General features: G+C 73.9%; 12 protein-coding genes, 1 tRNA gene and 1 pseudogene. 7 read left to right on the top strand and 7 right to left on the bottom strand.

What is annotated here, in order from left to right:
• The first annotated feature begins 31 nt into the window (after window positions 1–31).
• Window positions 32–913, top strand: a complete 882-nt coding sequence (locus tag SLP03_RS18075; protein ID WP_319461775.1) for an NAD(P)-dependent oxidoreductase — start codon at window positions 32–34, stop codon at window positions 911–913.
• A gap of 32 nt (window positions 914–945) precedes the next feature.
• On the opposite strand, the gene SLP03_RS18080 is transcribed toward SLP03_RS18075, so the two are convergent.
• Both SLP03_RS18080 and SLP03_RS18085 read right to left on the bottom strand, forming a co-directional pair.
• Window positions 946–1,746 (bottom strand): class I SAM-dependent methyltransferase, encoded by an 801-nt coding sequence (locus SLP03_RS18080; RefSeq protein ID WP_319461776.1) that lies wholly within the window; start codon window positions 1,744–1,746, stop codon window positions 946–948.
• Window positions 1,747–1,824: 78 nt separating this feature from the next.
• The gene (locus tag SLP03_RS18085) at window positions 1,825–2,232 is read right to left on the bottom strand and encodes an SgcJ/EcaC family oxidoreductase (protein WP_319461777.1); all 408 of its coding nucleotides are present in this window, start codon (window positions 2,230–2,232) and stop codon (window positions 1,825–1,827) included.
• Window positions 2,233–2,329: 97 nt separating this feature from the next.
• Between SLP03_RS18085 and SLP03_RS18090 the strand changes: the two genes are divergently transcribed.
• A complete protein-coding gene (locus tag SLP03_RS18090) occupies window positions 2,330–2,575 on the top strand; it encodes a hypothetical protein (protein ID WP_319461778.1) in 246 nt (81 codons plus the stop codon).
• On the opposite strand, the gene SLP03_RS18095 is transcribed toward SLP03_RS18090, so the two are convergent.
• On the bottom strand, window positions 2,538–3,440 hold the full coding sequence (locus tag SLP03_RS18095) for a septum formation family protein (protein ID WP_319461779.1): 903 nt from the start codon (window positions 3,438–3,440) through the stop codon (window positions 2,538–2,540). The genes SLP03_RS18090 and SLP03_RS18095 overlap by 38 nt on opposite strands.
• Before the next feature lie 428 nt (window positions 3,441–3,868).
• On the opposite strand from SLP03_RS18095, the gene SLP03_RS18100 reads away from it, so the two are divergent.
• Complete coding sequence (locus SLP03_RS18100; RefSeq protein ID WP_319461780.1) at window positions 3,869–4,387, top strand: hypothetical protein; 519 nt, start codon at window positions 3,869–3,871, stop codon at window positions 4,385–4,387.
• A 176-nt stretch (window positions 4,388–4,563) separates the two neighbouring features.
• On the opposite strand, the gene SLP03_RS18105 is transcribed toward SLP03_RS18100, so the two are convergent.
• Window positions 4,564–5,409 carry an alpha/beta hydrolase gene (locus SLP03_RS18105; protein WP_319461781.1) on the bottom strand — a complete coding sequence of 282 codons (846 nt, stop codon included), beginning with the start codon at window positions 5,407–5,409 and terminating at the stop codon, window positions 4,564–4,566.
• Window positions 5,410–5,504: 95 nt separating this feature from the next.
• Here SLP03_RS18105 and SLP03_RS18110 point away from each other — a divergent pair, with 95 nt between their 5' ends.
• Together SLP03_RS18110 and SLP03_RS18115 are read left to right on the top strand one after the other, a co-directional pair.
• Window positions 5,505–6,113: a GNAT family protein gene (locus tag SLP03_RS18110; protein ID WP_319461782.1), complete on the top strand. Its 609-nt coding sequence runs from the start codon at window positions 5,505–5,507 to the stop codon at window positions 6,111–6,113.
• A 156-nt stretch (window positions 6,114–6,269) separates the two neighbouring features.
• Complete coding sequence (locus SLP03_RS18115) at window positions 6,270–7,142, top strand: class I SAM-dependent methyltransferase (protein WP_319461783.1); 873 nt, start codon at window positions 6,270–6,272, stop codon at window positions 7,140–7,142.
• A gap of 317 nt (window positions 7,143–7,459) precedes the next feature.
• Here SLP03_RS18115 and SLP03_RS18120 read toward each other — a convergent pair.
• A tRNA-Arg gene (locus SLP03_RS18120) sits at window positions 7,460–7,535 on the bottom strand.
• 167 nt (window positions 7,536–7,702) lie between these two features.
• On the opposite strand from SLP03_RS18120, the gene SLP03_RS18125 reads away from it, so the two are divergent.
• Window positions 7,703–8,440: a hypothetical protein gene (locus tag SLP03_RS18125; RefSeq protein ID WP_319461784.1), complete on the top strand. Its 738-nt coding sequence runs from the start codon at window positions 7,703–7,705 to the stop codon at window positions 8,438–8,440.
• Window position 8,441: 1 nt separating this feature from the next.
• Here SLP03_RS18125 and SLP03_RS18130 read toward each other — a convergent pair whose 3' ends face one another.
• Window positions 8,442–9,470, bottom strand: coding sequence for an alpha/beta hydrolase (locus SLP03_RS18130; RefSeq protein ID WP_319461785.1), 1,029 nt, complete (start codon window positions 9,468–9,470; stop codon window positions 8,442–8,444).
• A gap of 81 nt (window positions 9,471–9,551) precedes the next feature.
• Window positions 9,552–9,992: an HPF/RaiA family ribosome-associated protein gene (locus SLP03_RS18135; RefSeq protein WP_319461786.1), complete on the bottom strand. Its 441-nt coding sequence runs from the start codon at window positions 9,990–9,992 to the stop codon at window positions 9,552–9,554.
• Window positions 9,993–10,334: 342 nt separating this feature from the next.
• On the opposite strand from SLP03_RS18135, the pseudogene ssb reads away from it, so the two are divergent.
• A pseudogene (ssb, locus tag SLP03_RS18140) lies at window positions 10,335–11,104 on the top strand (single-stranded DNA-binding protein).
• Window positions 11,105–11,129: the final 25 nt, after the last annotated feature.

Raw genomic sequence — 11,129 nt, forward strand, 5'->3', positions numbered from 1 at the left:
GCGCCCGGCGACCGTGCGGTTGACTGCCGACATGGGCAGCGACATGCGGCGACTCCGGGTCGCCTTCCTCGGACTCGGCCGGATGGGCACCCCGATGGCTTGCCACGTGCTGAAAGCCGGACACGACCTGACCGTCTGGAACCGTACCCGCGACAAGGCCGACGCCCTCGCAGCCGACGGTGCGACGGTGGCCCCCACGCCGGCCGCCGCGGCCCGCGGCCGGGACGTGGTGGTGCTGATGCTCGCCGACCCCGAGGCGGTCGAGCAGGTGCTCCTCGGCCCGGACGGGGTGGCCTCCGGCGCCGACCCGGACACCCTGGTCGTGGACGGCAGCACCATCGGCCCTGACGCCTCCCGGCGGATGGCGACCCGGCTGCGGGAGCACCGGCTGCGCTACGTCGACGCGCCGGTCTACGGCTCGGTCGGCCCGGCCACCGAGGGAACCCTGGGCGTGCTGGCCGGCGGGGAGGAGGCGGACGTCGCGGCGGCCCGGCCGCTGCTGGAGCTCTGGGGCGACCCCGGGCAGGTGCGGCACGTCGGGCCGGTCGGCGCCGGCAGCGCGACCAAACTGGTCCGCAACCTCACCCTGGGCCTCGCCCTCGCCGGGATCGGCGACGCGCTGCGGCTGGCCGCCACCCTCGACCTCCCGCCCGACGTGGTGGACGAGCTGATCGCCGCCGGCCCGCTCGGCGCGGCCTTCCCGCCCGTCCGTCAGATCCTCGCGTCCGGGCCGCCGCGGACCGCCGGCTTCACCGTCGACATGCTCACCAAGGACCTGCGGCTCTGCCTGGCCGCCGAGCCCCGGCTGCCGCTGGTGGACGCCGCCCGGGCGGTGGGGGAGGCGGCGCACGCCGCCGGCCACGGCCAGGACGACACCCGTGCCCTGCCGCTCTGGATGCGCGACGCGTCCTGACCGGCGCCCCGCCTGACCGGCCGCTCGGCCGGTCAGGCGGTGGCGACGGCGAGCAGGTGCGAGCTGGCGCCGAGCACCGCCGGGTCCCGCTCGAACGCCGCCGCGCAGGCGACCGCGTCGCGGAAGAGTTGGTCGTCCGGCCCGGCGTCGAGCGCGTCCAGCAGCGGCCAGAGCGGACCCTCCACCCCGTACAGGTCGGGGACCGGCAGGCCGGCCGCGATAAACTCGTCCACCACCTGCTCCGGGCGGTGGAAGTAGGCGGTGGTGAAGCCGGTCTCCGGGTCGTTCACCCCGCTGGCGTACGTGGCGAGCAGGATCGGCCGGGTGCGCTCATCCACCAGGCCCTGCCGGGTCAGGTCCATCAGCGCGGCGTTGCGGCTGATCACCGCCGCGACCACCGGCCCGCCGGGACGGGTCAGCCGGGCCGCCTCGCGCAGCGCGGTCACCCGGTCCGCCCGCTCGGTGAGGTGGTAGAGCGGGCCCAGCAGCAGGGTCGCGTCGACCGAGCCGTCCGGCAGCGGCAGGTCCCGCGCGTCCCCCACGCTGGCGGTGACCTCCGGGTGAGCGTCCCGGACGGCGGCCACGTGCGCCGGCACCAGGTCGACCAGGTGCACCCGGTGGCCGGCCGCCGCGAGCCAGCCCGCGTACGCGCCGGTGCCGCCGCCGACGTCCAGCACCGTCGCCGGCGGCGGGGGCAGCAGCCGGGAGAGCAACTCCCGGGTACGCGCCGCCTCCAGCCGCCCCTGGGGCTTACGGTGCAACCGCTCCGCCTCGACGTAGACCTCGGTGTAGTAGCGCCGGATGTCCGGCTCGGCCGGTCGATGCTGTGGCATTCGTCGATGGTGGACGACGGCGCGCGTCACGTCACCCGGTTTCCGGCCGCCCGCCCGGGCGGGCGCCCGGAACCCCGGTCAGGCCGGGCAGTTGTGGCACCCCGCCACCCGCCATGCGTCGCCCCGTCGGGACAGCACCCAGGTGGCCCGGCGGAGCCGGTCGGCCGGCAGCGTCTCCCCGCCCGGGAGCAGCAAACCGCTGCGGCTGACCACCACCGCCGTGTCGCCGTCCACGACCCGTACGCTTTCCGGCTCGTCGACGGAGGTCGAGCCGCGCAGCGGGCCGGCGAAGGCGGCCGTCATGTACCGGCGGACCTCCGCCCGGCCCTGGTGGAACACGCCGCCGGGCAGCACCACCGTCGCGTCGTCGGCGTAGTGGTCGGCGAAGGCCTTCGCGTCGTTGGCAGCCCGGGCGGCGACGAGGGCGTGCGGCACCTCGCGTACCGCCCGGTCGTCGCGGGTGTGGAGGGTCCCGGTGTCGGTCATGGTCGTCCTTCCGTGGTGTGGACCTTGCCGGTACCTACTCGGCGGCGGAGGTGAAGGCCGGGAACGCTACGGCCGGTTCATAGCCCGGGTCTTCGCCATGCGCGGCACCGACTGGTGGATGCTGCGCACCGCCGCCAACGGCCAGCCCGCGCTGGCCGCATACGTCCGCGACGGGGACCTGTACGTCCCGCACACCCTCCAGGTCCTCACCGTCGACTGCGGCCGGATCAGCCGGAACGTGGTGTTCCAGGACCGGGCGGTGTTCGTCGCGTTCGGGCTGGCCCCGCTGCCGGCCCCCGCGCCGGTCAGCGGACCGGCAGGGCCTTCGTCCCGCCGCCCTTGATCGACCGGGCCACCTTCTTCCCGCTCGACCAGTAGAAGCAGCGCACCCCCCGGTCACCGCGCGCCCACGCCTCCTCCGACGGCAGCTGGTACGACGTCCCCGTGCGGTAGGGCAGCATGCGGTCGACCGGGACCTTGGCGTACCGGGCGACGAGGGTGCGGCATCCGGCGTGGACGGTCTCGGGATGCCGGTCGGCGTCCGCGTACCGGCCGTCCGGCGCGGTCCACGCGCCGACGTACTCGAACTGGTGGGCTTGGGCGCAGCCGAGCTGCTGGAAGTTGCCCCAACGGTCCTCGGTCAGGCAGCCGAACGCCAGCGGCGACGGACCCTTCAGCGCGTCGCGCAGGCTGCCGCTGTGCTGGATCGCATGGTCGTTGGGGTGTACTCGGAAGGTGCCACCGTCCACGGTGTCCAGTTCGAACAGGTCGCAGCGGTACCACCGGCTGCCACCCCTCCAGCTACCGGGCGACGGTGGCACCACCTGCACCGCCAGCCGGGCACCCCGCCAGTCGCCGCCGACGAACGCCGTCACCTTCGCGTCGCACTCGGCGAACGCGGGACGGATCGCGGCGGAGCCGACCGGCGGCGGGGTCGGCCGCTCGGCGTGCGCGCCACTGAAGGTGCCGAGGTGGATGGTCTCCACCAGGTGCGCCTGGCCGCATTCCACCGGCTGGTAGCTGGTCAGGTAGCTGGTCGATTCGGCGATCAGGTGGCAGTCGCCGGCCTTCGGGGTGAACTGCTGCGCCTGGGCCACCGGCCGCCAGTCGTCGGTCAGGTCGCCGTCCGTGCCGGCCGGCGTGCCACACCCGGCCAGCACCACCGTGAGCAGGGCGGCCACCGCCGCCACGCCGCGCCACCGTCGCATGCCACTCTCCCCAGGGCCGCCGTGCAAACGCGGGCAGCATACGTGCCCACCCCGGCCGGCCGGGGCCCCGTGCCCGGCGGCGACGAGGTGACGTGGCGTCGCTGCCCGCTCCCCCCGTCGTCCCTCCGCCGTCGCCGTCCGTCGCGGCCCGGCCCTCCCACGGTGACGGTGTGACGTCTGGCGGGAACCCGGCGCTGAGAGGCACGAGATGCATGCGCAGTCCCTGCCACCAGCGGACCTGCGGCGTCGCCGGCTGATCACTCAGCGGTGGCACCGTGGGCCCTCGGCAGCGGCCGGTCACCCCCGCCCGGCCGCGGGTCGCCGCGTACGCCCATCTCCCGTCCCGGCACCCCCGCCCGGGACACCGCTGCACCGGAGGCACGCCGGGTGGCAAGTCCGCGCTTTCATCCACCAGATGGAGCTGCTCGATGCTTGAGACCGCCCTCGCGAAACTCCTCACCCTGAAGGTCGGCGCCACCGCGCTCGCCGTCGCCGCCACCGGCGGGGTGGCGCTCGCCGCCGCGACCGGCACGCTGCCCGACCCGCTCACCGCGCCGACCGCGAAGCCGTCGGCGCACGCCACCGGCAAGCCCGCCCACGCGGGGGATCGGGGCAAGGGCTCGCCGGCCGAGTCGAAAGGCACCCCGTCGCCGAACCTGGTCGGCCTCTGCCACGCCTACCGGGCCGGCGTCGGTGACAACCCGGGCAAGGCGCTGGAGAACCCGGCGTTCCGGGTGCTGACCACCACCGCCGGCACCAAGGAGCGGGTGGCCGCGTACTGCGACACGCTCCTGGCGAACGAGAAGGGCGGCCCCGGCAAGGCGGCCCGGCCCACGGCCACCCCCAGCCACCCGATTGGCCGGCCGCAGACCCGCCCGACCCAGGCGAAGACCGACCGCCCCGAGGCGCCCGGCGGTCACCGGCCGACCGCCCCGCCGACCAACTGACCCCCGGCACCGGGCGGCACACCCCCTCCGCCCGGTGCCGGCACCGCGACGTCCACCGGACGACCTCCCCCCGGTCATCCGTACGGCGACGCGATCCGCGCCCTCACCGGCGCGGCGAGGCGGCGGCCGGTTCCCGCGGCCGCCGCCTCACCCCAACCTCCCGGGCACCCGCTCTGCTACCGACGGCCGGTGGCGCGCTCGCGGAGCCACTCCAGGGCCGCCTCGGCGTGAGTGAGCACGGAGATGTGCCCGTCCTCCGGGTACCGCCGCAGCTGCACGTCCGGACAGTGCCGCGCCAGCCACTCGCTGTGCGTCGCCGGCACGACCCCGTCCCGGCCGCCGTGCAGCAGCAGCACCGGCGGGGCGATCCGCGTCGGATCGAACCCCCACGGCGACACGTACGCCAGGTCGTCGTCGATCAACCCGCCCGGGCCGGCCTCCGTCGCCGGACCGACGACGTCGCTGAACCAGGACCACTCGCCGCTGAGGGCGGCCAGGTCGGCCGGGGTGAACCCCGGGTCGTACTCCGCGCCGGAGGTCTCGAACCTCTCCTTCGCCTCGCGCCCCGCGGCGGCGGCGCGCAGCGACGCCACGCCGGACGGCACCATGCCGGCGAACCAGTCGAGCCCCGCCGCGTCGTACGGGGCCATCCCGGCGCCGCTCACCACGGCGAGCACGCGGTCCGGCAGGAGCGCGCCGCAGGCCAGGGCGTGCGGACCACCACCGGAGTGCCCGGCCACCGCGAACCGGTCGATGCCCAGCGCGTCGGCGACCGCCGCCACGTCGCCGGCGGCCGAGGCGATGTCGCGGCCGGCCCGGGGCGTGGAGCCGCCGTACCCGGGACGGTCGTGGGAGACCCAGCGGAGGCCGAGCCGGTCGGCCGCCGCGAACAGGGGCGCGGGCGGCGCGCCGATATTCGGGGTGCCGTGGTGCCAGAAGACGGCGAGGCGGTCCGCTCCGCCGGTGTCGTACGCGTGCAGCGTGCGGCCGTCGTCCAGCCGAAGATCCAGCTCCGTCACCATGGCCGGAGACTAGTCGCACCGGCGGACGGAACCGCCCCGGCCGCGGGCGGTCCGGCCCGGAGAAACCGCTTGATCCGACTGCCAGAATCCGCTGTATGGCGACCCGCGAACGGCTCCTGCACCTCCACGACGACCAGGTGCTGATACTGGGGGGCATGTCTGAGTTGGCACTGCCGATCCGCACCGAACGACTGCTCCTTCGCCGGCACCGGGTCGACGACGTGGATGCCCTGCTCGCCTACTACGGCGACCCACTCGTCGCCCGCTACATCCCGTGGGAGCCGTGGTCGCGCGAGTTCGCGGCCCAGATGGTCGCCAAGCGCATCCACAGCTCGGGCATCACCGGGATCGAGTCCCGCGTGTCGCTGGTGGTGGAGCACGAGGGCGATGTCGTCGGCGATGTCGTCCTGTGGCCGGCCGACGAGACGCTGTCCCGCGGAGAAATGGGCTGGGCCTTCCATCCGTCGGTGTCGGGCCGCGGCTTCGCCACCGAAGCGGTTCGCGCGCTCATCGGCGTGGCCTTCGAGCACTGCGGCATGCACCGCGTGTTCGCACAGGTCGACGCCCGGAACGAGGCATCGGCGCGCCTGTGCGAACGGGTGGGCATGGTCAGGGAAGCGCACCTGCGCCAGGACCACTGGGCGAAAGGCGAGTGGACGGACAGCGTGATCTATGGACTGCTCGCCGAGCAGTGGCACGGTTAGCGGGGGCGCCGTCTGCGGCCTTGGGATCAGAAGAAGATTACGGATGGCTGGTCATGTCGCTGCACCCTGGTCGCCGAATCACGGCCAGCGTTCCAGCGATGGCGGCCGATGGCGGTCCGTTGGGGTCAGGGTGGAGTGAAAAAGTACGGTGGTCCGATGACGACGGACAAGTGGACACAGTGGCTGCTGACTCGCCGGGACGGCGACAGCAAGGACCTGCGCGCCCGGCAAACCTCCGGTTTGGAGTTCTTCCGCGACGGTGTCCTCGACCGAGCCGGCCTGAAGCCAGACGACGTGCTCCTCGACGTGGGCTGTGGAACTGGGCTGATCGGTTTCGGTGCGCTCGAACGCCTTGGCCCAGATGGGCGCGTCATCTTCAGCGACGTGTCGCAGCACCTGCTTGACCACTGCCGGCGCACCGCCGGCGGCGATAAGCGGTGCAGCTTCGTGCAGGCGTCGGCCGAGGACCTTGCCGGCATCGCGGACGCCTCCGTCGACATCGTCACCACCCGGTCGGTGCTCATCTACTCCGACCGCAAGGCCACCGCGTTCGCCCAGTTCTCCCGCGTGCTACGGCCCGGCGGACGGCTTTCCCTCTTTGAGCCCATCAACCGTTTCCCGCTGCAGCACCGTCCCGACGACCTGTTCGGCTTGGGCAGCTCGCCGGTTGACGACCTGCTGGCCAAGGTCCGCGACGTGTACCGGGGCCACACCGAGGAGGCCGAGCGCCCGATGGTCGACTTCGACGAGCGAGACCTGATCGCCTGGGCAGCGGCGGCGGGTTTCGAGGCGGTGGAGTTGGACTACCGCGCCCAGCTCGACGTGCCGGCCGAGCCGATCACCGACTGGGAGACGCTCAAGCGCGTGGCGCCCAACCCCTTGGTGCCGACGTATGGCGAGGCGATCGCTGCGGCGCTGACCGACGAGGAGCGCGATCGCCTCGACGCGCACATGACCTTCCTGACGGCGGCCGAGACGCCGACGCGCCGCACGATGGCCACGGCGTTCCTGCGCGCGCTGCGGCCTTGACGTGCGCCACCTCTTCTTGCACGTAGATCGCATGGAACCCGACATGCACTCCTCGTCGGGGATGCTGGTGGCCCTTGTGGTGCCCGGCGAGGCGATCCGCCCGCGGCCTTCGCACTCTTCCAGATTCACCGCCGGCAGCAAGCTGCGGACCGACTTGCGGCGGAGGAGCGGTGGCAGGATCACGGCCTGGTCTTCCCCCCAAGGTCGGAACGCTGCCGCGAGACCCTAAGCGGATGACTGGGCTGTACGAATGGCTGTACAGGAGCCGTGGTGATCGTCCGAACCGGGAGCGGGAAGCCGCCGAGCTGCGGTGGCGGTGGTGCGCCCGGCAGGATTCGAACCTGCGGCCTGAGGATTAGAAGTCCCCTGCTCTATCCGCTGAGCTACGGGCGCGCGTAGTGGGTGTCGCGCCACGAGGGTACCGCCGCCTCCCGGGTGCGCGGGGGAACGGGTGGTCGCGGCCACGTCGCCGATCAGGGTCGCACGGCCCACCCCTCGGTGGCACCCGGGTTACCCGGGTCGGCAGACGGGCGGTACCGGCGATCCGTACGCTCGGCGTCGTGCTGCTGGACCCGGAAACCGAGAACGAGATCGCCTCCGAGCTCTGCAAGCTCCTCGGCCGCGCCATCCTGCCCGTCGGTCAGCTCGACCGGCCGGGGGGCACCGCCCGGGGCTTCGGGACGGCTTTCTTCTTCACCGAGCTGATCGGGGCGGCCGACGGCGGGCAGTTGGTGCGTGAGTTCCTGCTGACCGCGGACACGATCACCCGCACGCCGTACGGGGAGATCGGTCTGCGGCCGAGCGTGACCGAGCCGCCGGGCGCGGCGTCCGACGGGATCCTGCTGCCGGACTTCGCCGCGCGGTGGGTCCACCTGCCGGGGGTCGGGGCCGCCGCAATGCTCGCCGAGGGCCTGCACGAGCACGCCGAGGGTCGGGGGTGGCGGTGGCGGACGCAGCAGGTTACCGACCGGGTGGCCGCGCCGGCGGACACCGTCGCCCGGGTCGGCGCGGCCCCCGCGTCGGCGTTCGTGCTCGCGCTCGGCGTCGCCGAGGACGGCTCACGGCCGTTGGAGGCGGTGATCGAGCGGCTGGTCCGCGACGGTGACGACATCCGCGTCACCACCGAGCTGCCCGCCGGCTACGTCGGCGCGCCGGTCTTCGGCGTCGAGACCACCGCCGGCGACGTCCTGATGGTGCACTGTCTGGGTCTGGTGCTGCCCGGCGAGGGTGGCAGTCACCGGATCGCGACCTTCGACCGGATCCGGGCGGCGCTCGCGGCGCTGTCGCCGAACGCCTGAGTCAGCCGTCGGCGGTCGTCCCGGCCCGGTCGTCGATCGGCCGCCGGGCCGCCGGCAGGCCGTCCGGCTCCGGCTCGGTGGGGCCGGCGGCGAGGAAAGCTTCCGCCCACCGCCCGGCCTCGGTGAAGACCTTTTCCCGTACGGCGGGGCTGGAGAGCGTCAGGTCGTGCAGCCCGCCGTCGAAGCGGGCGAGGGTGACGTGCCGGCCGAGCCGGGGCGCCCAGCGGACCATGTGCTCCACGTCGAGCACGGCGTCGGCGAGGGTGGCCGACTCGTGCCACTTCGTGCCCCGGAAGCTTCGGGTCGAGCAGGCCAGCAGCACCGGCACCGGGATGTCCAGCCCGGCGCGGAGCTGCCGCTGGGCGCTGCGGATGGCGTTGATCCAGCCGGCCCGGACGGGGAACCCCGCGAGCGGCTTCCAGGCCAGGTCGTAGCGCCACTCGCCGCGGTGGTCGGCGTGCAGGCTCTCGCCGTACACGGTGCCGAGCCCGAAGGGGAGGATGCGGTGCGGCGCCCTGCGGCCCAGCCGGGACACGGCGGCCGCGAGGGGTCGACGGACGAGCCAGGGCGCGTTGATGTCGAAGAACGGGCTGTTCAGGAAGAGTCCGTCGACCAGACGGGCCTCGCGGCGGGCGTCCGCCCAGAGCGAGATGATCAGGCCGCCGGTGGAGTGGCCCATGGCGAGCAGGGTGTCGTGCCCGTCGTCCTCGCGGATGATCTTCGCGGCGGCGTCCAGCTCCGGGAAGTACTCGCTCAGGTCGTGGCAGAAGTTCGGGGTCTGGTGCGGCAGCAGGCTGCGGCCGTACTTCCGCAGATCCAGGGCGTAGAAGTCCCAGCCACGCTCGGCGAAGAAGTCGGCGACGTGGGTCTGGAAGAAGTAGTCGACGAAGCCGTGCACGTAGAGCACCGCCCGCCCGGTCGGGCGCTCGGCCCGCCGGCGGACCAGGGTCGCGACGACCGGTCCCTCGGCGTCGGAGCCCAGGTCGATCGTCTGCCGCTCGTACGGCGGTCCCAGCACGTCGGGTTCCACGACCGCGACGGTACGCCGCGACGCTACCCGGCGGTAGCCCCCGCCCCGTCCGTTCGCCTCACGCGGACGGGGCGGGGTCCCTCAGACGGTCTCCGCGTCGGCCCGGGCCGGCTCCGCGGCGGGCAGTTCGTCCCGCTCCTCGGCCCGCGCGGCGTCGGCGTCGGGCTGGCCGTTGTCCCGCAGGTGCTTGTTGTGGCGCGGCTCCTGCCGGGTCTTGGCGTCGTTGAGCCGCCGGCGCAGGTCGTCGCGGACGTCGTTGAGCGCGGCGTGCAGGTCCTCCTCGCCGGAGGTGGTGACGATCTTCTGCCGGCCCGCGACCCAGCACTCCAGGGTCACCTTCTGTCCCCGGGCCTCCCGGTCCTTGACCGACACCTCCAGTTCGGTGGCGTCGGCGTGGAACCCGGCCAGCCGGGCGTCCAGGGTCGCGAACTGCTCCGCGATCCAGGTCCGGTCGCCCTGGGAGAACCCGGCGCCGACGCGCAGGCACTCGGCGACGGTCGCGGGGTTCGCCACGGCGCTCATCGCCGGACCTCACCCTCGGCGCGGGCGGAACCGGTCGTACGGAGTGAGCAGTGGATCATCTCGCTGGCCCTTCTCTCGGTTGATCAAATCCATACCCAGTCGGCGCCGTTCCGGAACCGCCCCGCCGCGGCGGGGCGCCGGCAATTCGGATCATGCTGCGGCCCAGGTGGAAGCCCCAGGGCCGGTCGGCCCTAGCAGGCCGGGCCTTGATCAGGTCGTTGTCCACAGCCGGCCGCGTCGTCCACAGCCCGCACCGGTGGGGTGTCGGCGGCCCGTCCGGGGGCCGAGGCTTGGTGTCGAGTCGACTCGCCACGGCAAGCCCGAATCTCCCCTGGAGGGACGATGTTCGATACGTACGTCACCATCGTCGGCAACGTGCTGACCGCGCCCGAGTGGCGCCGCACCACCCAGAGCAACACCCTGGTGGCCAACTTCAAGGTCGCCTCGACCGCCCGCCGCCTCGACCGGGACAGCGGTCGCTGGGTCGACGGGAACAGCCTGCGGGTCCGAGTCAACTGCTGGCGGAAGCTGGCCGAGGGGGTGGCCGCCTCGGTGATGGTCGGCGACCCGGTGGTCGTCGCCGGCCGTCTCTACACCCGCGACTGGACCGACGACGCCGGCAACCACCGCACCCTCTACGAGCTGGAGGCCGTCGCGGTCGGGCACGACCTGTCCCGCGGTCGGGGCCGGTTCCTGCGCAACCGGCCCAGCGTGACCACCAGCAGCGTCGAGGACGCGGAGGGGGAGCGCCGGGTGCACGGTGAGGCCACCGAGCCGGTGCCGTCGACGCAGGCGCCCGCCTCGCCCGACGACCGGCCGTTCGACGACGAGTTCGAGCTGCCCGAGTTCGCCGCCCGGAGCGCCGGGCACGGCCTGCCGGACCTCGACCTGGACGGTCCGTCCAGCGGTGAGTTCGGTGCGGAGAGCGACCCCTTCGACGAACGGGCCGACGGCGCCGGTGCAGACGACGAGGAAGGTGACGAGCTGGCCGCCGAGCCCGGTGACGCCGGGACCCCGGCGAGCTCGACCCGGTCGTGGACGACAGCGCCACCGGCGTCACCCCGACCGGTCGGGGCCGGCGGGGTCGGGGGCGGACGCCGGTGCCCGCCTGAGCCCTGGAGTCGTGCACGGGGGAGC

Origin of the sequence: Micromonospora sp. RTP1Z1 (genome assembly GCF_033804685.1) — a bacterium.
Classification (GTDB): Bacteria; Actinomycetota; Actinomycetes; order Mycobacteriales; family Micromonosporaceae; genus Micromonospora.

What these genes read in the sequence shown, in the direction of transcription:
- SLP03_RS18080 (WP_319461776.1), bottom strand. Translation starts at nt 1,746, where the DNA reads ATGCCACAGCATCGACCGGCCGAGCCGGACATCCGGCGCTACTACACC.
- SLP03_RS18105 (WP_319461781.1), bottom strand. Translation starts at nt 5,409, where the DNA reads ATGGTGACGGAGCTGGATCTTCGGCTGGACGACGGCCGCACGCTGCAC.
- SLP03_RS18095 (WP_319461779.1), bottom strand. Translation starts at nt 3,440, where the DNA reads ATGCGACGGTGGCGCGGCGTGGCGGCGGTGGCCGCCCTGCTCACGGTG.
- SLP03_RS18090 (WP_319461778.1), top strand. Translation starts at nt 2,330, where the DNA reads ATGCGCGGCACCGACTGGTGGATGCTGCGCACCGCCGCCAACGGCCAG.
- SLP03_RS18110 (WP_319461782.1), top strand. Translation starts at nt 5,505, where the DNA reads ATGGCGACCCGCGAACGGCTCCTGCACCTCCACGACGACCAGGTGCTG.
- SLP03_RS18085 (WP_319461777.1), bottom strand. Translation starts at nt 2,232, where the DNA reads ATGACCGACACCGGGACCCTCCACACCCGCGACGACCGGGCGGTACGC.
- SLP03_RS18075 (WP_319461775.1), top strand. Translation starts at nt 32, where the DNA reads ATGGGCAGCGACATGCGGCGACTCCGGGTCGCCTTCCTCGGACTCGGC.
- SLP03_RS18100 (WP_319461780.1), top strand. Translation starts at nt 3,869, where the DNA reads ATGCTTGAGACCGCCCTCGCGAAACTCCTCACCCTGAAGGTCGGCGCC.
- SLP03_RS18115 (WP_319461783.1), top strand. Translation starts at nt 6,270, where the DNA reads ATGACGACGGACAAGTGGACACAGTGGCTGCTGACTCGCCGGGACGGC.
- SLP03_RS18135 (WP_319461786.1), bottom strand. Translation starts at nt 9,992, where the DNA reads ATGAGCGCCGTGGCGAACCCCGCGACCGTCGCCGAGTGCCTGCGCGTC.